The sequence below is a fragment of the Marinobacter salexigens genome (genome assembly GCF_018860765.1).
In the GTDB taxonomy this organism is placed as follows: Bacteria; Pseudomonadota; Gammaproteobacteria; order Pseudomonadales; family Oleiphilaceae; genus Marinobacter; species Marinobacter salexigens_A.
The window spans coordinates 539,946-562,362 of record NZ_JAHKPV010000019.1 but is presented as its reverse complement, the minus strand read 5'-3'; the positions used below and the strand labels follow the sequence as shown (position 1 = coordinate 562,362).

The 22,417-nt window shown below is 52.9% G+C and carries 22 protein-coding genes; 12 read left to right on the top strand and 10 right to left on the bottom strand.

Features of this window, described 5'->3' with window-relative positions:
- Positions 1-5 precede the first annotated feature (5 nt).
- Together KO508_RS13115 and KO508_RS13110 are read right to left on the bottom strand one after the other, a co-directional pair.
- Complete coding sequence (locus KO508_RS13115) at positions 6-1,415, bottom strand: di-heme oxidoredictase family protein (RefSeq protein ID WP_216008745.1); 1,410 nt, start codon at positions 1,413-1,415, stop codon at positions 6-8.
- A gap of 134 nt (positions 1,416-1,549) precedes the next feature.
- Entirely contained in the window at positions 1,550-2,848 is a 1,299-nt protein-coding gene (locus tag KO508_RS13110; protein ID WP_216008744.1) for an imelysin family protein, read from the bottom strand.
- Between the two features lie 220 nt (positions 2,849-3,068).
- On the opposite strand from KO508_RS13110, the gene KO508_RS13105 reads away from it, so the two are divergent.
- The 4 genes from KO508_RS13105 to KO508_RS13090 all read left to right on the top strand — a co-directional run bounded on the left by KO508_RS13105 (position 3,069) and on the right by KO508_RS13090 (position 6,297).
- Complete coding sequence (locus KO508_RS13105) at positions 3,069-3,227, top strand: hypothetical protein (RefSeq protein ID WP_216008743.1); 159 nt, start codon at positions 3,069-3,071, stop codon at positions 3,225-3,227.
- 90 nt (positions 3,228-3,317) lie between these two features.
- A complete protein-coding gene (locus tag KO508_RS13100; protein WP_216008742.1) occupies positions 3,318-4,157 on the top strand; it encodes a 23S rRNA (adenine(2030)-N(6))-methyltransferase RlmJ in 840 nt (279 codons plus the stop codon).
- A 35-nt stretch (positions 4,158-4,192) separates the two neighbouring features.
- Positions 4,193-5,485, top strand: a complete 1,293-nt coding sequence (locus KO508_RS13095; RefSeq protein WP_252738096.1) for a hypothetical protein — start codon at positions 4,193-4,195, stop codon at positions 5,483-5,485.
- Between the two features lie 8 nt (positions 5,486-5,493).
- Entirely contained in the window at positions 5,494-6,297 is an 804-nt protein-coding gene (locus KO508_RS13090; protein ID WP_216008741.1) for a mechanosensitive ion channel family protein, read from the top strand.
- Between the two features lie 91 nt (positions 6,298-6,388).
- Here KO508_RS13090 and KO508_RS13085 read toward each other — a convergent pair whose 3' ends face one another.
- Positions 6,389-6,793, bottom strand: a complete 405-nt coding sequence (locus KO508_RS13085; protein ID WP_252738095.1) for a DUF4168 domain-containing protein — start codon at positions 6,791-6,793, stop codon at positions 6,389-6,391.
- Positions 6,794-6,983: 190 nt separating this feature from the next.
- Between KO508_RS13085 and KO508_RS13080 the strand changes: the two genes are divergently transcribed.
- The 4 genes from KO508_RS13080 to KO508_RS13065 are packed head-to-tail and all read left to right on the top strand — an operon-like array spanning position 6,984 to position 11,074.
- Complete coding sequence (locus KO508_RS13080) at positions 6,984-8,456, top strand: ATP-binding protein (RefSeq protein WP_216008740.1); 1,473 nt, start codon at positions 6,984-6,986, stop codon at positions 8,454-8,456.
- Positions 8,453-9,898, top strand: coding sequence for a sigma-54-dependent transcriptional regulator (locus KO508_RS13075; protein ID WP_216008739.1), 1,446 nt, complete (start codon positions 8,453-8,455; stop codon positions 9,896-9,898). Before KO508_RS13080 ends, KO508_RS13075 begins: the two co-directional genes overlap by 4 nt.
- The gene (locus tag KO508_RS13070) at positions 9,898-10,806 is read left to right on the top strand and encodes a DMT family transporter (protein ID WP_216008738.1); all 909 of its coding nucleotides are present in this window, start codon (positions 9,898-9,900) and stop codon (positions 10,804-10,806) included. Before KO508_RS13075 ends, KO508_RS13070 begins: the two co-directional genes overlap by 1 nt.
- Positions 10,796-11,074, top strand: coding sequence for a GIY-YIG nuclease family protein (locus tag KO508_RS13065; RefSeq protein ID WP_216008737.1), 279 nt, complete (start codon positions 10,796-10,798; stop codon positions 11,072-11,074). The genes KO508_RS13070 and KO508_RS13065 overlap by 11 nt, the downstream gene beginning before the upstream one ends.
- Here KO508_RS13065 and KO508_RS13060 read toward each other — a convergent pair.
- Positions 11,052-11,945 (bottom strand): alpha/beta hydrolase, encoded by an 894-nt coding sequence (locus KO508_RS13060; RefSeq protein WP_216008736.1) that lies wholly within the window; start codon positions 11,943-11,945, stop codon positions 11,052-11,054. The genes KO508_RS13065 and KO508_RS13060 overlap by 23 nt on opposite strands.
- A 79-nt stretch (positions 11,946-12,024) precedes the next feature.
- On the opposite strand from KO508_RS13060, the gene KO508_RS13055 reads away from it, so the two are divergent.
- Positions 12,025-13,041, top strand: coding sequence for an alpha/beta hydrolase (locus KO508_RS13055; protein WP_216008735.1), 1,017 nt, complete (start codon positions 12,025-12,027; stop codon positions 13,039-13,041).
- A gap of 78 nt (positions 13,042-13,119) precedes the next feature.
- Positions 13,120-13,776: an OmpA family protein gene (locus KO508_RS13050; RefSeq protein ID WP_216008734.1), complete on the top strand. Its 657-nt coding sequence runs from the start codon at positions 13,120-13,122 to the stop codon at positions 13,774-13,776.
- Between the two features lie 86 nt (positions 13,777-13,862).
- On the opposite strand, the gene serA is transcribed toward KO508_RS13050, so the two are convergent.
- Positions 13,863-15,092: a phosphoglycerate dehydrogenase gene (gene serA, locus KO508_RS13045; protein ID WP_216008733.1), complete on the bottom strand. Its 1,230-nt coding sequence runs from the start codon at positions 15,090-15,092 to the stop codon at positions 13,863-13,865.
- A gap of 192 nt (positions 15,093-15,284) precedes the next feature.
- Here serA and KO508_RS13040 point away from each other — a divergent pair, with 192 nt between their 5' ends.
- On the top strand, positions 15,285-16,688 hold the full coding sequence (locus tag KO508_RS13040; RefSeq protein ID WP_216008732.1) for an FAD-binding oxidoreductase: 1,404 nt from the start codon (positions 15,285-15,287) through the stop codon (positions 16,686-16,688).
- Positions 16,688-17,371, top strand: coding sequence for an SIR2 family NAD-dependent protein deacylase (locus tag KO508_RS13035; protein ID WP_216008731.1), 684 nt, complete (start codon positions 16,688-16,690; stop codon positions 17,369-17,371). The genes KO508_RS13040 and KO508_RS13035 overlap by 1 nt, the downstream gene beginning before the upstream one ends.
- 100 nt (positions 17,372-17,471) lie before the next feature.
- On the opposite strand, the gene KO508_RS13030 is transcribed toward KO508_RS13035, so the two are convergent.
- The 5 genes from KO508_RS13030 to KO508_RS13010 all read right to left on the bottom strand — a co-directional run bounded on the left by KO508_RS13030 (position 17,472) and on the right by KO508_RS13010 (position 22,218).
- Positions 17,472-18,782, bottom strand: a complete 1,311-nt coding sequence (locus tag KO508_RS13030; RefSeq protein WP_216008730.1) for an ABC1 kinase family protein — start codon at positions 18,780-18,782, stop codon at positions 17,472-17,474.
- Positions 18,783-18,829: 47 nt separating this feature from the next.
- Positions 18,830-19,492, bottom strand: a complete 663-nt coding sequence (locus KO508_RS13025; protein WP_216008729.1) for a fumarylacetoacetate hydrolase family protein — start codon at positions 19,490-19,492, stop codon at positions 18,830-18,832.
- Positions 19,493-19,561: 69 nt separating this feature from the next.
- Positions 19,562-20,104 carry an adenine phosphoribosyltransferase gene (locus KO508_RS13020; protein WP_216008728.1) on the bottom strand — a complete coding sequence of 181 codons (543 nt, stop codon included), beginning with the start codon at positions 20,102-20,104 and terminating at the stop codon, positions 19,562-19,564.
- A gap of 30 nt (positions 20,105-20,134) precedes the next feature.
- Positions 20,135-21,433: an NCS2 family permease gene (locus tag KO508_RS13015; protein ID WP_216008727.1), complete on the bottom strand. Its 1,299-nt coding sequence runs from the start codon at positions 21,431-21,433 to the stop codon at positions 20,135-20,137.
- A gap of 173 nt (positions 21,434-21,606) precedes the next feature.
- Positions 21,607-22,218, bottom strand: coding sequence for a trimeric intracellular cation channel family protein (locus tag KO508_RS13010; RefSeq protein WP_216008726.1), 612 nt, complete (start codon positions 22,216-22,218; stop codon positions 21,607-21,609).
- Between the last annotated feature and the right edge of the window lie 199 nt (positions 22,219-22,417).

Below are 22,417 nucleotides of genomic sequence, written 5' to 3'. Positions count from 1 at the left end.
CTCCGTTAAAGTGAATTCAGGAAGTTGAGCAGAGCTTGTCGGTTGTCGGCGCTGAATTGGCTGAATTGGGCTACAGCCGGGGCTGCTTCGCCACCGTGCCAGAGAATGGCCTCTTCCACCGTGCGCGCTCGACCATCATGCAAAAAACCGGCTTGCGGATTAACGGTTTGCGCCAAACCTATGCCCCAAAGTGGCTGGGTGCGCCATTCGCTTCCGTTTGCCAGAAACTCATCGCGGCCATCGGCAAGGGCAGGGCCCATATCGTGCAGCAGCATGTCGGTGTAAGGCCAGATAGTTTGATTGCTCAAGTCCGGCCGATCTGGGTCGGTCCCGGTGGTGTGTCGTGGAGTGTGACACCCTGCGCACCCGGCTTCGTTAAATAACCGCGCGCCTCGTTGTACGGAAGGGTTCTCCATGTTCCGTCGTGCGGGCACCGCTAAGCTCTTGGCGTAAAAGGTGACAAAGTTTGCGATCTTGTCGCTGACTTCTGGCTGGCCGCCGTCCGGAAACTGTTCACATTTTTGCTCCGGCGTGCAGTCGGTAGTAGGTTTTAGGCTGGATGTTAGCCCCATATCGCCTGCAAAGGCGCCCATGCTTTGCTGGTGAACATTGGGTTCCGCCGCTTTCCAGCCGAAAAGGCCGGGGGCAGTTTGCTGTGTTTCCAGATTCCAGACCTGATTCAGCTTTCCTGAAATGCCATCACCGTTTGCATCCTGTGGATCTGCTAAGGTTTCCAAGTCAGAAATTGGAATTGCCTCGAGCAACCCCATGCCAATCATCGGAGGTGCAACTCTTGGAGAAATCAGAAGATCTTCGGGCAGTGGGCCGTAGTTCGGGTTCTCTATCCTGTAAACAGGCTCTCTAAGTTCGACCTCTGTGCCGTCAGCTAGAGTTTTGGTTATTTTGTTCCATGAAAGCACCATACTCGCTTCTGGTTTAAATGCGGGTAGGGCGGCTGTTTGCAGTTGGCTGCCGTAAACCGGTGCAGGTTTAAAACCATGAGTAAGCAGAATGTCCGCGTCTACCTCCGGATTTGCCGGAACAGCCAAGCGTAAGAACAGTGATACGGGCGGCTCATCAACGCCGGGCGGATGACCGCGCCCATCTTTTATGTGGCAGCCCTGACAGGAATTAGTATTAAACAAGGGGCCTAAGCCATCCCGGGCCGTGGTGCTAGCAGGCGCTTCAACCCAGGGGTTGCGGAAGAAGCTGTTGCCTACACTGAAATCCAGACGTTTCGTCATGGAGAGGTTACCCTGAGGCAGAGAGTAGGCGTTGGTGTCGAATTGCTGAACCGTGCCGTCGCCACCGGTATCGGGTGTATCTTGTAACGGAAAGCCCGCGTGGGAGGCTGCGTGTACCGGCACACTTATGCTTACTAGCAACAGCCCCGTTATGAGTCGTTTTCTGGTCATTATTTCTTACCATACAATTGAATAAGCCATGGAAAATCCGCTCTGTTCAAAGCAGGCTTTCCATGGCTTGTTCTTGTTCCTTGAATGCCGGGGGCTGAAGGTGCCCCCGGTATCAGTCACTTTCTAGTTATTGATCAGAAAGTGTGGCCAGCATCGTCTGGTGATAGGGCTTCAAGGCCTAGTTGGCGGGCCGCCTGCTCAATGGAGCCAGTTTGCTCAACCAGCGCCATGATGGCACCGTTAACAATGCTTGCGCCCTGAGCATTGCCCGGCGCGATCATCATATCAAACAGCATGGGGTTATGGCTTGCTTCGGCTTTGGTTTTCATGGCGCCCAGAGCTTCCATGGAAGCTCCAAGTTGGCCATTCAAGCGTGCGTCCAGCTCGGGGTTGTTTTGCCCAACCAAGTCAGACAGAGATGGTCCGGACACCAAACTGCCGTCTACGCGGCGGTAGCTGCCAGTGTATACGTTCTGGATGCCTTGAGCGTTGTAGTAGTGGGAGTTGTGAGTATTATCGCTAAAGCAATCGTGCTCGTCTTCGTAGGAGTTGGCTTCCAGTGCTACCTTCATTCGCTCACCAGCCAGCTCTCCCAACGACAAGGAGCCCATGCCAAACAGCATTTTCTGAACGCCTTCATCTGAGTCGGCATTCATTAGCTGGCTGCGATAGTTGTCGGAACCATTTGCTGCCCACTGATTTACCATCCAGTCCAAATCTGACACCAGTAAGTCAGTTACGGCGTCAAGATACTCGGCCCGGCGCTCACAATGACCGTTAGTGCAATCTGTGCCCTTTGCGTAGTCGGTTACCGGGCGCTCGCCGTTCCCCTGCTCAAATCCGTTCAGGTCCTGACCCCAGAGCAAAAACTCAATGGCGTGATAGCCGGTGGCAACGTTTGCTTCTGATCCGCCAATCTCATTCAGGTTTGCCAGCAACTCCGGGGTGAGGTTGGTCACATCTAGGGTTTCGCCGCCTACGTTGACACTGTTATTCGCAATGATATTTGCAGTTGCGCCAGAGTTGCCCAGCTCGTATTGATAGTCATCGGCTTGTACATAATCAATCAAGCCCTCATCCAAAGGCCAAGCGTTCAGTTGCCCTTCCCAATCATCAACAATCGCATTGCCAAAACGGAACACTTCTGTTTGCTGGTATGGCACTCGTGCGGCAAGCCAAGCTTCTTTGGCTGCTTGCAAGTTGGCTTCTGTGGGATTGGCAATTAGTTTGTCTGTCGCTTTATTCAGAGCTTTTGCGGTAATCAGGGCGTCCTCATATCCAGCGTGGGCCAAGTTCGCGTAGTGCTCTACAACTGAGGCTTTGGTGGCAGGTTGTGAGGTTGCTGAATCAGACGTGGCGGTATTGGCACAGCCTGCGCTCATAGCTGCGGCAATAGTGAGCGCAAGAGGGGCTGGTCGAAACAGTGCTTTCATAGAGAACTCCGGATTTCGATGAACGGTTATGGTAATAGGATGTATTATCGTTCGTAATTATGTTGACTAAAGCGCCACAACGCAAGAAAACCTTGACGCAGAGCAAGGTTTATTAATCAAGATATCTTTCAATATTAAATTTTAATGATAATCATTTGCAAATAATGTTTGTGCTGCTAAATTTCGATCTGGATGGGTTTTTAACTGGGAAGGAAGCATCATGAGTACATCAGTAGTGCGTTTGGCAGGGTCTTCAAAAACTGTTTTCACCGCATGGCAATCACTTCGCAAGTCGGTGGATAGAACCAGTGTGCGGCAGAGTGAGCAGGAATCCTGCGCTGTATGTCAGCCAACTTCTCGCAATCGTAATTCTGGTTAATGTATTCATAGCGGTTGCTTTTTCGGATGCTCTCTTGCACTGACGGCGTACGCTCGGGCCTAATAGCTCCTGTTACTAGGGAGCTTATACATGTTGAGTTATCTTCACGCCTTCCATGCCGGAAACTTTGCGGATGTTCAAAAGCATGGGGCGCTAACGCTTGCCACCTCTATGATGCAAGCGAAGCCATCGGCCATTGCCTGCTTTGATACCCACGCGGGTAGCGCCATTTACGACCTAAAGAGCGAGCGGGCGCGTAAAACGTCGGAAGCGGATGCAGGCGTGCAAAAGCTCTGGGCGAACCGGAGTGCTTTAATCTCTGAAGATTGGCAACCTGTTATAAAGGTGCTGTCGCGCTTCAACGCGGGCGAGGGCCAGTTAACGGTCTACCCGGGCTCCCCGGCTTGGTTCCGCCGGTTCTTGCGCCCCGGGGACTCTTTAACGGCGTTTGAGTTACACCCAACCGAAAGCGGCCAACTTGCCGACTGGGCCGCAAACCAGAAGGTACGTGTAATTCACGACGATGGCCTAAAGGGCTTATTGAAGCAGTTACCTCCTGCCCAGCCTAGACTGATAGCGCTGATTGATCCTTCCTACGAAATAAAGTCTGACTATTCGGATGTCGCCTCGACTCTCCAGAAAGCCTGGCACAAATGCCGCCACGGCGTTTATCTTATTTGGTATCCCATTCTTACCAACGGTTTGCATACCACGCTGAAGCAGGCGGTGAAAGACAGCTCACTACGCAAAGTGTGGCGCAGCGAGGTGCACCTGAAATCGCCTCCCGAGCGAGGCATGACTGGTTCGGGCATGCTGGTCGTTAATCCGCCGTGGGGGTTTGAAGATAGATTTTCTGCCATGATTGCAGATATTGCAGGCGAGTCTGTACTAGACCTCTCCCATGAATACAGTTGGTTAGTGCCTGAGTAAGTCAAGCAACCACTGGCCAAGCAGGAGCTGTTTTTTTGAAGGATAACACCAACGACAACAAGGCTGCCTCGTGTCTTCCCGGTGGTTTAATGCCTGCTGAGCAATGGGCACTGCCACAAACCTCTGTACGGCGCTCATTGAAAGACGCGATCCGCCATGCCCTAAAGCAATTGCAGGCAGGCGTGTCACAGGCGGAAGAACCCTTTGAAAGCATGGATGAACTGCCGGAGCTGTCTGCCGCACAGCAGCGAAGATTGGCGCCCGAGCCGGACTATGCCCGCCAGGCAGAAGCGATTGCTTGTAGCTTAAAACAGGCCCGCTCAGATGGTTCGCTCAATCGTGAAGTGGTCTGCTTGGTAGCGCCGCCTTTCTCAGGTATGCAGCAGGCGCTTACGCGATTCTCAGAGCCTGAACAGTCCGACTCTATTGAGACCAGCAGTGAAACATGGAGAGTAATTGCGCCGCCGGACACGCTGTGTTTTGACGATCAGGAAGCGTCTGAATGGTGGGATCGTCAGGATTTATCGCGCCCCTGGGTGATTCCAGAGTTGGCAGATTTTTGGCTACGAAGCCTTTCAGGTCTAGGTTTGATCCGGGAGCTGTTTCGCCGAGTCGCGAACGGTGATTCCGGCGTGGGCATTGTGGGGTGTTCAAGCTGGTGCTGGCGATATTGGGGGCACTATCTTGAGAACGCCCAGATGTCGCCCTGGACGCCAGCGCCCATGGATGCCGACCGGCTAGGTGCTTGGTTTACCTATTTGGCGTCGGGTAATGGCAAATCAACGGTTGTTGCCAGAATGACCGGCGATGGCCTGTATGTATTACCTATGGCGGAGGCCGACGCCGCTGAAAACAGCAAAAGCCGTAAAAAACGCAAATACAGCACGTTTTTACGTGATTTAGCAGCTACCTCCCGCGGCAACCCCGGCGTAGCTTTAGCCATCTGGCAGAGGTCCCTGCGGGCCCGGCCAGATGATGACGCCAAACTGGAGGAAACCGACGATAGAACCGACAAGCAGAGCCGGGCAGCGGATTGCTGGGTTGTGCCGTTGGGTCGATTGAGCCTTCCGAGTATGCCTCAGAGCAAAGAGAGTGTTACCGGCTTTGTATTACACGGGTTGTTACTGCATAACGGCCTTGATATGGCCTCCTTGGAGGCGGTTACCGGTGTTTCCACATACGAATTGAGCTTGGTTTTGTCACGGTTAAAGCGCGCTGAGTTGGTCACCTGTGATCCGCTTGATCAACGCTGGCAGGTTACACCCATAGGGTATCCCACGGTCAGACGCCACTTGCAGAGCTGGGGATTTCCACTTGATCAGTTCTAGGAGGTTTTATGTTTGAGGATCTGGGAGTTAAAGACGCCTTCGCCTCTATAACCGGGCAGGCGCTGTTGAAAGCGATGTTGGTTGTTGTCATTGCCTCGCTGATCACGGTGGCGGTTCAGAAGGTGCTCCCTCGCGTTGCTGAAAAACTCGGTGGCAAGCCTCGCCTTTACCTGTTGGCATCTGTGCCCTTACTACGATTGCTGATTATCTTCGCTACGATTGTGATCGTGGTTCCAATTCTGGTGGAGCCATCGTTCGAAAATATGGTGGCCATTTTTGGCGCTCTGGCTCTGGCGCTGGGCTTTGCTTTCAAGGATTACGCCAACAGTTTGATTGCAGGCATTGTTACTCTTTATGAGATGCCTTATCGCCCAGGGGATTGGATCGAAGTTGATGGGCAATACGGCGCAGTACGGGCCATAGGTACCCGGGCTGCCGAGATTGTCACCCCCGATGATACGGTTGTGATTATTCCTCACAACAAGCTTTGGAATTCACTCATTGCCAACGGTAACGACGGTACAGATAACTTGATGTGTGTGGCAGATTTCCACCTTGAGGCCAACCATGATGTTAGTAGAGTGCGAGATCTACTTAGAGACGTCGCTTTTACCAGCCCGCGAACAAAAACTTGGCAGCCTGTGTTGGTGATTGTTTTCAATAAGCCCTGGGGCATGCATTACCGTTTGAAAGCTTATCCGTTCGACCCCAAGGAGCAGTTCCAGTTTATTTCTGAGCTTACAGCCCGCGGCTCAGCGGAGTTGGCGCGACAGGGTGTAAAGTTTGTTTCTGTACCCGTCTCGGTCGGTTGATTGATGCAAGTCTATTGTCCGTTTTACAAAATAAGCAGCCCCGCTAGGCGGGGCTAAACTGACGAGCAACTAATCCGGTGTCGACGCTCGATTACATCAGCGCGTCAATGCGGTTACGTACTTTCGGCTCGCTGCTATAGGCGGTCGCGATGGCGTTATAGGTTGGGATATCCATGCCGGACTTTTCGATGACTGAGACCATCTCATCGTTGGCTTTCGTCTGCAGTTTCTGAGCTTTTTCCTGAGAATCCGCCGCTTCAATTTTTTCGATGTACTCTTCGCGCACTTCGGTGATGCCCTCTTGCGCTGCGATGAACTTTTTCAGTTCAGCATCGTTATAGTTCGTCTTTTGTGATCCCGCAGCCGCAGGATTCGAATAGCCGCTAGAATCGCCGGTGGCTGCTGGGCTTTGCTGATTTTGCTCTGCCATGGTGGGCGCGGCAGCCAGAAGAGCAATAGATGCAGTAATGGATACGAGTAGCTTGTTCATATTCATAATCGACTTCTCCTATTTCATTTGCGGTCACTAAGTACCTATCAAGCGCCGTGCCAGCTTCAGGTTTTACAGTAAAATCGTTTTAAAACAGATAGATATGGATTTTTGGTGATTAATCTCAAGTAATGAAGGTTGTGGCGAAATGCCACATGTGGCAGAAGTGTGTGGCAATTATGGTGTGAGAGTCCAAATGAAACCTTCTTTCAGAAGTGCCGGTCACGTTTTTGGGTCGATACAGTTAACGCTGGTATTGAGTATTGTTGTGCCCTTGTTGGTGATCAGCGGGCTTGCCATATACCTTGGATTCGGAGCCGTAGAAAAAGCCCTGAACGATCGTTTACAGGAAGATCTGGAGCTGGTCGCCCGCGCAGCCAGCGGCCCGCTTTCCCGAGCTATGCAAGAAAAAGACGAGTTGGTGATGGGGGATTCCCTGAAATCGATCTTTCGCATTGGTCGCGTTTCCGGCGCCTCAGTATTCGACAAAGAGGGGACTCGAATCGCCAGCCTTGGGCTGGCTGACACCAATGTGGGCAACAGCGCCAGTGCCGAACAGGCAATTAACAGCGGCGAACTGGGCGGAGCCTTTCGTTGGGTAGACGGGCAGTCAGTGTTCTCTCACTTTACCCCGTTGGTGGCCGACGACGGCCGGATCCAGGGGTTGCTGCAAATCACCCGTAGGCGCAGTGACTTCCATGAGCTTCTTGCCTCAAGCCGCTTGTGGGCGGTGTCTATCTGGTCGGCGCTTGCGGCAACGATCATTCTGGTGGTGGTGCTTGGGCACTACGGAACAGTCGGGCGCCATGTCAGCCGGCTTTTGAGCATCATGGATACACTGGCGCCCGGTCGTTGGCAGCTTCATGCAGAACCGTCCGGCCCCCGTGAGCTGCGGCAGATATACGGTGGTGTTCGCGACATGGGTGAACGCATGGCGCGTGCAGAGGCAGAAATACAGGAGCGCGTGATCAAGGAACGCAAGCTGGCTGAACGTCTGGAGTATCAGGAAAAAGTTGCCATGATCGGGCGTGTGGCTGGCGGTGTGGCGCATGAGCTTGGCGCCCCCTTGAACGTGATTCAGGGTCGCGCCAACATTTTGGCCCGCCATGAACTTACGGATGAACAACGTCGACAACTGGATGATATCAGCTATCAAGTGGGGCGCATGACCACCATAATCCAGCAACTTTTAGACTGTTTTCGCCATGTTCCAGATTCAAGACGGCCAATAAGCCTTGGTGTGGTTCTCAAAGATGTGCTGGATCGTGCCGGTGAAGATGAGAAATGCGAAGGCAAGCGCTTGCAAAGCGAAGGGCTTGATATGGAGGCCAAAGTGAAAGCAGAGCCCGTGAGGCTGGAGTTGGCGTGTCTAAATGTGGTGCGCAACGCGTGTCAGGCCGCCAACTCTGAGGTTCTGTTATCGCTGCATCGACATGACGCTGAATGGGAAGTTCGGGTTGAGGACGATGGACTCGGCATCGCCGAAGATAAGCGCAGCGCTGTATTTGAGCCCTTCTACAGTACTCGGCCAGCGGGAGAAGGAACGGGACTGGGGCTGGCTGTGGTAAGCAGCGTTCTCAAAGAACATGGAGGCCGGATTGAAATCGGCAACAGTGAATCAGGAGGTTGCAGAGTGAGCCTGTTCTGGCCGGTGGAGGCGTTAACATGAGTGACTGTAAGGCCAAAATTCTGCTACTGGAAGATGATGCGAGCCTCGGCCTGCTGTTGAGCGAAGAGCTTGAGCTGGACGGTTACAGTGTAAGCCGTGTCGGAACAGTGCAAGAGGCTTGTAGAATGCTGAATGCCGAGACACCTGACTTGGTTGTGTCAGATCTCCGCTTGCCCGATGGCGGTGGGTTGGAGCTTCTCAAGACAGCTCAAACTGAAGGCCACAGCCTTCCTTTTATCATCATTACTGCATTCGGAACTGTTGATCAGGCTGTGGAGGCTTTGAAAGCCGGTGCAGATGACTTTCTCACCAAACCTCTGTCTACCGACCATTTGCGCCTGAAAATACGCAGATTGCTAACTCAGGCCGATCTTACCCGGCAACTGCAACAGTTTCTTGCGCATACTGACACCGAGGAGTCGCTTGGGCTGATTGGTGAGCATGCAAGCATGGTAAAGCTTCGATCTGAGATCCGGCAGATCGCGCGCAGTGAAGCTGCTGTATTGATCTGCGGCGAAAGTGGCACGGGTAAGGAACTGGTGGCCAGAGCCATTCACCGGGCCAGTGAGCGAAGCTCCGGTTCATTTGTGGCGGTTAACTGTGCTGGTATACCAGGGGAACTCATGGAAAGTGAGTTCTTTGGCCACGAAGCAGGCGCTTTTACCGGGGCCCGCCAAGCTCGGAAAGGCCTGTTTTCAGAGGCTCACGGTGGTACCTTGCTGTTGGATGAAATTGGCGAAATGCCTCTGGCCTTGCAAGCAAAGCTTCTGCGGGTGCTGCAGGAAGGTATGGTCAAGCCCGTGGGCTCGGATCAGGAAGAGCCTGTAGATGTTCGCATTCTGGCAGCCACCCACGTAGACCTGCTTAAAGCCGTACGTGAGGGGAGCTTTCGAGAAGATCTCTACTATCGACTGGAAACCCTGAGCTTGCGTATCCCGGCACTACGTGAGCGAGGCGATGACGTTGATCTGCTCGCCATGCACTTTTTACGGGAGGCTGCGCGGCGGCATCAGCGCGGGTTCTTGAAGCTCAGCGAAGTGAGCTCTCGCACCCTAATGGATTATCCGTTCCCGGGGAACGTGCGTGAACTATCCAGCGCCATTGAGCGCGCGGTGACTTTTTGTGACGGCGATACCATTCAGCCTGACCACCTTCCGGAACGGATTCGTAAGCGCCAAGGTGGCGCAACTACCCCGAAAACCGTGCACTCACCAAATACCACCATCGCCCAATGGCCGACACTGGAAAAGTTGCAGCAAGATTACGTGCGCGAAGTGATGCAAGCGGTGAATGGCAACAAACGCCGTGCCGCCCAAATTTTAGGTATCAATCGCCGCACCTTGTACCGTTGGTTAGCTGCAGGAGAGTATGGCGCCGAGACAATCAATGAGGACACTTCCTCGATATCTGCTAATACGAAAGAGCCCCGGGGAGAGGTGTAATGAAAGATCAGAAAACAGCCATGCTTTACGGGCTGGGTACGGTTTTGCTCTGGTCTACGGTTGCCACCGCCTTCAAGCTAGCGTTGGCGGATTTGGCTCCGGTGCAAATGCTGTTGGTTGCATGCACGGCGTCTGTACTGGTTATGGCGGTTATTCTGATGCTGCAAAAGCGCTGGCATTTAGTGTTCTCGCTGGAGAAAAAACAATACATACAATCATTTGGCATGGGGTTGATAAATCCTTGTCTGTATTATTTCTTTCTTTTCGGTGCCTTTGACCGCTTACCGGCACAAGAGGCCCAGCCGTTGAACTACACCTGGGCGCTGGTTTTAGCTTACCTATCGGTGCCTTTTTTGGGGCACCGCTTACGCAGGCTCGATATTCTGGCTGGGTTGGTATGCTATGCGGGCGTTGTGGTGATTGCCACGCGGGGTGCTGTGACCACCCTGAGTTTTTCCGACCCATTGGGGGTTGCTCTGGCCATAGGCAGCACTCTTGTGTGGGCTTCGTATTGGATTATTGCTACTCGTGATACTCGAGACCCTGTGGTGGGGCTATTTCTGAACTTCTCTTTCGGTCTACCGGTAATTGCTTTGATCTGCTGGTGGACAGAAGGCTTGAATTTGCCGGTAACCGGGTCGCTGGTAGCCGCTCTGTATGTAGGCATCTTCGAGATGGGTATTGCCTTTGTGCTGTGGTCTTACGCCATGAAAAAAGCTGAAAACACATCCCGGGTAAGCAACCTGATTTTTATTTCTCCGTTCCTGTCGCTGGTGTTTATCTACTTCATTTTGGGTGAGCAGATTTTACCCTCTACCTATATAGGATTGGTGTTGATTGTGGCGGGTCTCTGGCTGCAGCAGAAGAAAACGAAAGAGCGTGAACAGGGGCTGGCAGATGGCCAGTGAATGGTTTGTATACATGGTTCGCACCGCGCGAGGTGCGCTATATACGGGCATTACCACCGATGTGCCCCGTCGCTTTGCCGAGCATCAAGCTGGCGCTCCTAAAGGAGCGCGGAGCTTGAGGGGCAAAGGCCCACTGGAGTTAGTGCTTAGTTTACCAGCGGGGGATCGCAGCCGAGCTTCAAAGCTGGAGTGGCATATCAAACAATGGCCGAGACAACGCAAAGAGGCGCTGGTGTTGGGTAAGCTCAGCCTGCCAGATGGGCTCTGATGTGCTTGCCAGCCGTTTGTACGGCGGCTGTGGCTCTGTCTAACTGGCCGCTGTGCACCTGAAACACGTGCCAAAGACTGTTGAACACCTCCAACTGAGTGCTTACCCCGGCCGTTCTCGCCGCATTGGCGAGTCGCTCTGCATCGTTAAGTAGGATCTCCTGACTCCCTACCTGGACCAGCAAGGGGGGCAAACCTTCAAAATCCCCGAAAACGGGAGAAATGAGAGGGTTTTCCAAAGACTCCCCTGCGGCATACAGTTTTGCCGACTTCGCTGTCCATCGTGCTTGTAATACCGGCTCGCATTCCGGTGAATACAGTGCTTTTTGGGTCAGGTCGGTCCAGGGTGAAAAAACTGTAACGGAGGAAGGTAAGGGGTGTTTTTGGTCACGTAAGCGCATAGCTAAAGCAATGGCTAACCCGCCACCCGCAGAGTCGCCAGCAATGGCTATTTGATCGGGGGCAAAGCCTTCATCAATTAGCGCCAGCCAAGTAGCTTCGGCGTCATCCAGAGCTGCCGGGAATGGGTGTTCTGGAGCTAGGCGATAGTCCGGTGCAATCACCATGCAGCCACTGGCCTTCGCCAGATGGCCGGTAAGACCTTTATGGGTCGCTGCAGAGCCTATGATGTAACCACCACCGTGTAGATATAGCACGGCGCCTTGTGTAGTGGGGCCGAAAGAGCTTCTGATAACAGGCCTTCCAGCCAGTGTTTCGGTCTGAAAGCGGCTGCCACGGGGCGGCATAGAGCTCCGGTAGGCTTGGCTTATCAACCTACGTTGAACCGAAATTGGAATCGCTGGATGAAGAGCAGGCTTAACCAAACGGGTCATGGTTTGGCGCAGCGCAGTTTCAAGAAGATGTTGCAACATCTGTGTTATGCCCCCGCTATGGGTTAGGATTGTACATCGTAATTCGTATTATCTATTCATGACAGGCGTTTAACTCTACGTGTACTGGAAAACAGATACCATAGAAATACCCGACTGGGATCGTGGCTCCTTGCTTGAAAGGCTTGAGCCTTTTGATCCCGATGGACGGGAAGAACTCAGCGATGAGATGGTGGCGTATTGCCGATTCTACGGCCTTGACCTATGGGTGGAGCACCCTGAGGTTGCCTACCATCAAGGCTATGTAACGGCAGGTGAACATGAGGTTATGGTGCATTACTTCCGGCTGCCCGAACCTCGTGCGGAAAAAGGCACGGTGTTTATTATGCACGGCTATTTTGATCATGTTGGTCTCTATAGCCAGTTGATCGATCGCTGCCTCGCTGCCGGTTTTGATGTGCTGGCGTATGATCAGCCGGGCCATGGGCTTTCCAGTGGCACACCTGCCGCCATTGGTAGTTTTTTGGAATATCAGGGTGTGTTATCAGAAGTTGTAGCCCATGTTCGCGATAAAATCCGAGGGCCTTGGTTTGCGGTAGGACAAAGTACGGGAGGAGCCATATTGATTGACTACCTTTTGTCTAACCACCACTCCAAGGAAACCTCGGAGTTTCGGAAGGTGGTGTTGCTGGCACCCTTGGTACGTCCTGCGGGCTGGCTTGGTGCCAAAGTTCTGCACACTTTGGTTAAGCCATTTATGACCCGTTGGCAGCGTGTGTTTGCAGCCAATAGTGGCAATACTCGCTTTTTGCGCTTCCTGCGTGAGTACGATCCATTACAAGCGAGGGCGGTGCACGTGGACTGGGTAAGTGCGTTACGAACCTGGATACCGCATATTGAATCTGCCCGACCGGTCGATTTTCCGGTGACGGTTGTTCAGGGCGAAAAAGACCAAACCGTAGACTGGCAACATAATCTAAGAATAATCCGCAACAAGTTCGCAGCGGTAGAGGAAGTGAGAATTGCCGACGGACGTCATCATCTGGTGAACGAAGCTAAGGACCTACAGGCAACCGTATTCAACACAATTATTGATACTTTTGAACATTCAGCCGTAGGCGCTTCTGAAAATACCTGAAGCCACGACGAGAAGGCTCTGTAGTTGAAAGCTACAAGTTGGATAGCGCCTGCAAAAATATCACCACAGGAGAATTGCGTGAAGAAAACGATGCTTGCATTAGCCGTAACAACCATGGGGCTCGCAGGTTGTATGACCTATGACCCATACACCGATGAGGAGAAAACATCGAATGCCACCAAGGGTAGTATTATAGGTGCTGTCGGTGGAGCGGCTATAGGTGCGGCGACCTCGAGTAAAAGTGATCGTGGCAAAGGCGCTCTTATTGGTGCAGCAAGCGGTGCAGCAGTTGGTGGTGGTATTGGCTACTACATGGATCGACAGGAAGCGGAGCTGAGGCATAAGCTGAAAGGCACGGGTGTTCGGGTTGTTCGTAACGGCGATAAAATCGAGCTGGTAATGCCCGGCAATATTACGTTCGAGCTGAATCAAACATCCATCCGCCCGGCCTTTACGAGCACGCTTGAGTCGGTCTCTCTGGTGTTGAAAGAGTTCGACAAGACCATCATTCAGATTGAGGGTCACACAGACAGTTCCGGTGCTGATAGCTACAACCAGTTGCTTAGCGAGCGCCGTGCAGGTTCTGTGAGAGACTTTCTGCTGAATCAAGGTATTGAATCTAGACGCACTCGTGCTGAGGGTTACGGAGAGCGTTATCCAATTGCGTCAAACGATACCGCATCAGGACGTGAGCAGAATCGCCGCGTTGAGCTGACTTTGGTGCCTATGAAGTAACAGGCACGTAACTTGAGCTTGGGTATTATTGCCCGAGCACAAAAAAACCGGAGCGTGCTCCGGTTTTTTTGTGGGCCGACAGTCTATTAAAACAACACGCGGCCGCGAATGGTGCCTTTAACCTGAAGCAGCTTCTCCAGAGCAAGTTCACCGTAGGCTTTATCTACGTCTATTACCACGTAACCAATGTCTTCCTTGGTTTGCAGGTACTGACCGCAAACATTGATGCCATTGTCGGAGAACACTTGGTTGATTTCAGACATCACGCCTGGCACGTTCTCATGAATGTGCAGCAAGCGATGCTGGTTCGGGTGCGAAGGCAGGGCAACTTCCGGGAAGTTAACGGAAGATACCGACGTGCCGTTATCGCTGTACATCGCCAGCTTCTCAGCCACTTCACGCCCGATATTTTCCTGAGCTTCAATGGTAGAGCCGCCAACGTGAGGCGTTAGAATAACGTTGTCGAATTCCCGCAGCGGAGAAATAAACTCTTCGTTGTTAGACTTTGGCTCGACGGGGAAAACGTCGATCGCAGCACCTAGAAGCTTACCGCTTCTCAGGGAATCGGCGAGGGCGTCAATATCAACAACTGAGCCTCTTGAGGCGTTCATCAAAATAGAGCCAGGCTTCATCTGGGCCAGTTGCTCCGCCTTGAACATGTACTTGGTAGCCGGTGTTTCCGGAACATGCAGGCTTACAACATCACTGATGTTGAGCAGCTCCTGCATACTGCCGACTTGAGTGGCGTTGCCGATGGGCAGCTTGGACACAACGTCGTAGAAGTAAACATCCATGCCCAGACCTTCGGCCAGAACACTGAACTGGGTACCGATGTTGCCGTAACCAATGATGCCGAGTTTCTTGCCGCGAATCTCGTAGCTGTCCTTGGCCGACTTCTGCCATTCACCACGATGGGCTTTCGCGCTCTTCTCGGGCACGCCACGCAGCAGCAGGATGGCTTGGGCCAGAACCAGTTCAGCAACGCTGCGGGTGTTGGAAAACGGCGCGTTGAATACCGCAATACCTTTGCGGGTAGCCGCCTGCAGATCCACCTGATTGGTACCGATACAGAAACAGCCCACGGCAACCAGCTTCTTGGCAGCCTCGAATACTTTCGCGGTCAACTGAGTGCGGGATCGAAGACCGACAAAGTGCGCATTGGCAATCTTCTCAATAAGGTCTTCCTCGGCCAGCGAGTGACTGAGGTACTCAATGTTTGTGTAGCCTGCGGCATTCAGAGTATCCAATGCGGACTGATGCACGCCTTCCAGCAGTAGAATGCGGATTTTGCTCTTTTCGAGAGACGTCGTTGACATGGGCTTTGCTTCCGAACCTTTCGTCGCATGAAATGACCTGCAGCCAGTGATCCTATGGGCTGGCTCACAGAACAGGGGCGTTATGATACCATAAAAGCAACTTTTCACAGCGTGCCGGTTCGCCTGGATCAACTGAACCGAAAACCAGTTGTCCAGAATGGCCGGCCCAACCCCGACGAGACTGATGCATTCATGAACTCTGAACAGATCATTGCTTCTCTAAAAGAGCTGGTAGCCGCTGGCGATGTGCCTGGAAAGGTACTGACTGACGCTGCGGATCTTGAAAGCTACGGTAAAGATTGGACGCGCATTTATGCTCCCAACCCAGTGGCCATCGTGCTCCCGAAAACCACTGAGCAGGTGCAGGCGCTGGTGCGATTTGCCAACGAAAACCGTGTGGCACTGGTACCCTCTGGCGGCCGTACCGGCTTGAGCGCTGGTGCTGTTGCTGCCAGCGGAGAAGTCGTTATTGCCTTCGACAACATGAATCAGATTCTAGATTTCAGCACCAGCGACCGACTTGTGCGCTGTCAGGCGGGTGTTGTAACTGAGCAGCTACAGAACTTTGCGGAAGAGAATGGCCTTTACTACCCGGTAGACTTCGCGTCTGCAGGCTCCAGCCAGCTGGGTGGAAACATCTCCACCAATGCGGGCGGTATTAAAGTAATCCGCTACGGTATGAGTCGTGACTGGGTCGCTGGGCTAAAAGTGGTTACCGGCAAAGGCGATATCCTTGATCTGAACAAGGATCTGGAAAAGAACAACACAGGTTACGATCTACGCCACCTATTTATCGGCGCCGAGGGCACGCTGGGCTTTATTACCGAAGCCACCATGAAACTCTCGCGCCAGCCAGACAACCTCACCGTGTTGGTGCTCGGGCTCAATGACCTTGGCAACACCATGGACGTACTCAAAACCTTTCAGGGCGGTCTCGACCTGACCGCCTATGAATTCTTCTCGCATCAGGCGATGGGGCACGTACTGGCCCATGGTCAAGTACCTGCGCCGTTTGAAACCGAAGCCCCTTACTATGCGTTACTGGAGTTTGAAGCTACTTCGGATCAAGTAATGGAAGACGCCATGAACCTGTTCGAGCAGTGCATGGAAAACGGCTGGGTTCTGGATGGCGTTATCAGCCAGAGCGAAACTCAGGCCCAGAACCTGTGGCAACTGCGCGAGCGCATCTCGGAATCCATTGCGCCCCGCACCCCCTACAAGAACGACATCTCCGTTGTAGTCTCCAAAGTTCCCGGATTCTTGCAGGAAATTGACGAACTGGTCGCAGAACAATACCCGGATTTTGAAATCATCTGGTTCGGCCACATTGGCGACGGCAACCTGCATCTCAACATCCTCAAGCCTGAAGACATGGCAAAAGAAGACTTCTTCGAAAAGTGCCAGCAGGTGAACAAATGGGTGTTCGAAATCGTCGAAAAATACCAGGGCAGTGTCTCCGCTGAACACGGTGTAGGCATGACTAAAAAGCCCTACTTGCAATACACCCGCAGCGAAGCGGAAATTGCTTACCTGAGAGGGATCAAACAAGTCTTTGACCCCAACGGCATCATTAACCCCGGCAAGATCTTCGATTGATGCAACGGCATATCGTAGTACTCACCGGCGCTGGCATCAGCGCCGAAAGCGGCCTCTCCACCTTCCGCGACAACGGTGGGCTATGGGAGCAGCACAGCGTATACGACGTAGCCACCCCCGAAGCCTTCGCCCGTAATCGCGAATTGGTACTACGCTTCTACAACGAACGCCGCCGCCAACTCGCCATGGTTCAGCCAAACCGCGCCCACACATTGCTGGGCGAACTGGAACAGCACCACCGCGTAACCATCGTCACCCAAAACGTAGACGACCTGCACGAACGCGGCGGCTCCAGTAACGTAATCCACCTCCACGGCGAACTCACCAAAGCCCGAAGCTCGGTGAATCCGGAATTGGTCTACGACATAGGCTACCGGGACATAGAACTGGGTGAGACCTGCGAATACGGCGAACAACTCCGCCCTCACATTGTCTGGTTCGGCGAAGAAGTCCCCATGCTAGAGGCAGCAGCCGATATAGTCCGCACCGCAGACGACCTGCTGATCGTCGGCACTTCGCTACAGGTTTATCCCGCTGCCGGACTGGTGCATGAAGTGGAGAGAGATGTGCCGATTACAGTTATAGATCCCGGCGAAACCGTTGGAGTTTCCCGTGCCAGAGTTATCAGAAAAGGTGCAGGAGAAGGCGTTGCCGAATGGGCAGCGAATTTCCTGGTCAGATAAGTATCGGCGGCAGTTAGTGTTCAAATTTGTGAGAAGTTTTTTGGAGCACCGAACTCAATTGTACGTATCCCGCCAAGGCCGTTAGCACCAGATTAACCGGCTAGCGAGACTCAGCAAGATACTTACGAAGCTCCTCACCAAAAGCCGCCTGAACCCCTAGCCGCTTCAGCATCCAATAATGCCCCGCAATCATCCGATCAATAAAAATACTCTCAACAGGCGGCTTAAACGAATCCAGATATTTAAACACCGTACTCGTCTTAGCCGCCACATCCTTATGAATACTCGACTCACCAAAATCATAAGGCTGCTCAGAATCAAACGGCACCACAAGAATATCCCGCCACATCGCGTAATAGGCCTCATCAATCGCTGGCTGACTCCCAACCCGAGCACCTAAATCAACCAAATACGCATCCAGCGCCTTATAATCTTCAGCCAACGCAGCCGTAACCGCATTACGGTAAGCCTCAACAATCTCCGGCTTCAGCTTCTTAACACAGCCGAAATCGTACATCACAACGCTGCCATCCGGCCGATACGCAAAGTTTCCGGCGTGAGGGTCGCCATGAATGCATTCAAAGCGGAATAACTGATCCGCCATGGTGGTAAACATACGATGGCCAATCAGATTAATTGTAGCCTGATCATAACGCTCCGGCGTCACTTCACTCACATGATCGCCTTCCTCAAGCACAAGCGTCAGTACATGACGGGTCGAGTGGCCGGGGATGACAGCAGGAATAACCACCCATGGATCATTTTTATGAAACTCCCGGAACAAATCGATGTTGCGGGCCTCGTTCTCATAATCCAACTCCTCCCGCAGACGCTCGCGAATCTCCGTGAATAGCTGATCCACAGACTCTTTCGGCATCTTTAGCAGGCCACCGAGCTTTAAGGCGAGGCGCAACTGCTTAAGATCGGAATCGCAGGATTCATCCACACCCGGATACTGCACCTTCACAATCACATCTGTACCGTCGTGCAGCCGGGCACGGTGCACCTGGCCGATGGATGCTGCGGCATAGGGTGTTTCTTGCAGATACTCGAATAATTCGCCAACCGGTTTTCCCAGTTCCGTCTCTACCTGCTCAAGAATAACCTCGAACGGCATGGGCGGTGCTTCTTTCTGTAGTTTCTGAAGCGCATCAGAGAACTCCCGGGGCAGGAAATCCTGAGTTTGAGAGGCAATTTGGCCCACTTTCATGGCCGCACCTTTCATCTCACCGAGCGTATCGGTGATCCGGTTGGCCATGCGGGTATAGCTTTCGCTGCGAGCGCCATCGTCGTTTTCGCTACTGAACATGCTGCGAGCTTTCTGACCAGCGTATTGGCCCGCCACCGAGGCAGTCATGCCAGCAAGCTTAAAGAAACGACCACTGCGTGAGGTAACCGGTTTTTTTGCCATGCCTGACTATACGTACTCTTTAGATAGAAAGATTGTGTCAGTCCAGGTTAAACCACTTTGGTGGAAACAGACAACTGATCCTCCAACTGCAGTACCAGAGTTTGTCCCGAGTGCAGTGGGCCAACCCCCTTTGGTGTTCCCGTGAGCACTACATCGCCCGGTAACAGTGTGAAATGGCTACTAATGTGAGCGAGCAGCGGAATAATCGGGAACAGCATGTCTCTGGTATCACCGCTTTGTTGACGTTGCTCGTCGATATCGAGGCTGAAGAGTATGTGGTCATTAGGGAAGTGTTCGGCAGCTACAAACGGCGATAAAGGACAGGCACCATCAAACGCTTTGGCCCGCTCCCAAGGGTGTCCCTTTTCTTTCAGTTGGCTTTGCAAATCCCGCAAGGTTAAATCCAGCGCCAGACCGTAACCGAGAATAGCCGCCTGAGCCTCGCTGGCAGAAGCGTTGGTAAGAGGTTTGCCAATCAGCACAGCCAGTTCGGTTTCAAAGTGTACCTGAGCGTGATTGGCAGCGAAGCTTAGAGGTCGGGTTACATGCACGGCCGAGGTCGCTGGCTTGATAAACAACAGAGGTTCGGTGGGCACCGGATTGTCGAGCTCTTTGGCGTGGTCCGCGTAGTTCCGTCCAACGCAGACGATCTTGCCCAAAGGCAGGTGCACCGGTGTGCCATCTTTCCAATGATGTTGATACTGATCCACGTAGACCTCCAGATGTTCTGGTAGTGACCTTAGCCGCGCGCTTGATTGCGCGCGAGGAGGGCGACGCTGCTATTCGCCCTGAAACGAACACACAGTATAGACCTTCAATCCCTCTTCCTGCAGCTTGGTCGACCCGCCAAGGTCTGGGAGATCGATCATTGCAGCCACTTCCACAATGTCCGCGCCAATGCGGCGGATCAGCCGAGCTGCTGCGAGCATGGTGCCGCCGGTTGCGATCAAGTCGTCCACCAGCACCACCTGATCGCCGGGCTTGAAGGCATCTTGGTGCAGCTCTACCGAGGCGGTTCCGTACTCCAGTTCATAGTCTTCAACAAGTGTGTCGAACGGTAGTTTTCCCTTCTTACGAACCAAGACCAGCGATGCGTTGAGCTCGTAGGCTAGCGCCGAGCCAATGATGAAACCCCGGGCATCCACCGCGGCCACAGCATCAATTTTATGGCCGTGGTAGCGGTGCACGAAGGCATCAATCAGTTTTCGGAAGGCCGTTTTATCCTGTAGAACCGTGGTGATATCCCGGAAAGCAACGCCGGGCTTGGGCCAGTCTGGCACGGTGCGGATGGCTTGTTTAATGCTTTGAGAGAAGTAATCCATAAAAAGTCAGGCTCTTATTCTGGACGCAGCTTAACCTGCGTCCAAAAACACGAATTTCAGGATGAAAACGATGGCGATCACCACAACACTTGCGTTCAGATCTGACCAGCGCCCGCTTAAAGCTTTGATGACAGCGTAAGTGATAAAGCCCAATGCAATGCCATTGGCGATCGAGAACGTAAGGGGCATCATCAGCGCTGTGACTACTGCTGGAGCGGCTTCAGTAATGTCGTCCCAGTCTATCAGTTTCAGCCCGCTGGCCATCAACACCGCAACGTAAAGCAGCGCTGGCGCTGTAGCGTAGGCTGGGATAATGCTGGCAATGGGTGAAAGCAGAAGGCAAGCAAGAAACAGCAAGGCAACAAAGACAGAGGTTAGGCCGGTGCGCCCACCGGCGGAAATGCCCGCAGTGGATTCAATGTAGCTGGTGGTGGTTGAGGTGCCGAGAGCAGCGCCAGACATGGTGGCCACAGAGTCAGACATCAGAGCACGGCCAAGGCGTGGCAGCTTGCCGTCTTTGTCCAGCAGGCCGCCGCGCTGCGCGGCACCTATCAGCGTGCCTGAGGTATCAAACAGATCCACAAACAAAAACGCGAAAACAACGCTGATCATGCCAACATTCAACGCACCGGCAATGTCCAACTGCATGAACGTGGGTGCCAAGCTTGGGGGGGCGGAGACAAAACCGTTGTACTCTACTAGGCCCAGCATCATGGCAATCACGGTGACTGCAATGATACCAATCATTACCGCGCCGGTTATGCGGCGGAAAGAGAGGGCGCAGATAAGAACAAACCCACCAAAGAACAGCAGACTCTCTGCGGTTTTTAGTTCGCCTAAACCAACCAGCGTTGCAGGGTGATCCACCACTATACCCGCGTTTTTCAGGGCGATAAGCGCCAAGAAGAAGCCGATACCGGCAGAAATCCCGAATCGCAAAGACATGGGGATGCTGTTTATGATCCATTCGCGGATCTTGAAAATACTCAGTAAGAAGAAGATAAGGCCTGAGAGGAAAACTGCCCCCAGTGCCACTTGCCAGCTATACCCAAGACTGCCCACAACTGTGAAGGAGAAAAAAGCGTTTAGCCCCATCCCCGGCGCCAGAGCGATCGGGTAGTTGGCCCAAAGCCCCATAATCAGGGTACCTATGGTTGCTGCCAAACAGGTGGCAACAAAGACTGCCCCGAAATCCATGCCTGTCGAGGACAGGATGCTGGGGTTGACCACAATAATATAGGCCATGGTCAGGAAGGTGGTGATGCCCGCAACCAGTTCTTTACGAACGTTGGTGCCGTGGGCCTGAAGTTGGAACAGTCGTTCGAGCATGACGGGTGTCTGCCTCTCAGGATGCCAGAATGTAGGGTTTGGAGTCTGTTAAGAACGGAAAACAGTTGGTAATTGAATAAAGACTGCGTGAAAAAACGGTAATCTTACCGGTTGAGGGTTGTCCCGCCAAGTGATGATTAGGGATCCAAGGTGAGAGTCCCTGAGCATCAGCCTTACGTGGGGTCACGTTGCAAGCGTATATCAAAACGCACCGCTGCCATGCGGACAATAACGATAAAAAGCAGCCCAATAGTTAACGATAAGGTCTCGCTCTCAAGCCCCCACTGGCAAAGGAAGTAAAGCCAGCAGCCAGCAAAGGAAATAGATGCGTAGATCTGATCCTTACGAAAAATAAAGGGCACATCGTTACAGAGCGTATCTCGCAGTGCACCGCCGAAAGTACCTGTCATCACGCCAAGTAGTGATGCGATAAACCACGAGTGGCCCAGATCGAGCGCTAGCTGCGCACCCAGAATCGAAAAAATACCAAGCCCTATGGCATCCGGAAACACAATCCATGATGGGCGAATACGCTCAGTATGCTTCCAATAGCTGAATACCACCGCCATGGCGAGAATTAGAATGGGCTGCTCTTCGTGTTTGATCCAATAAAGTGGATGGTTGTCCATCATGAGGTCGCGCAAGGTTCCGCCGCCTAGAGCAGTAATAAACCCGATGGTAAAGACACCAACCGGGTCCATATTTTTGGAGCGGGCAACCATCATGCCTGATATGGCGAAGGCGATAATTCCTATCATTTCAAGGGAGTAAACAATATCTGGCATGAGGCATCCTGAAAAGAGGGCGGACGGTTTTTGAACAGCTTGGATCAGGAACGCGAAGAATAGCTGAAAATTGCGCCCGATTCATCCGCTGGCTCGTGTCTTTGGTGGGTAGGATATAAGTTGTGTTTATACTTCTGGATAAAAGTTCTTTATTTGCTTCGTGGGGAGAGTCTGTTTAGCTTGGCGTCATTCAATAAAA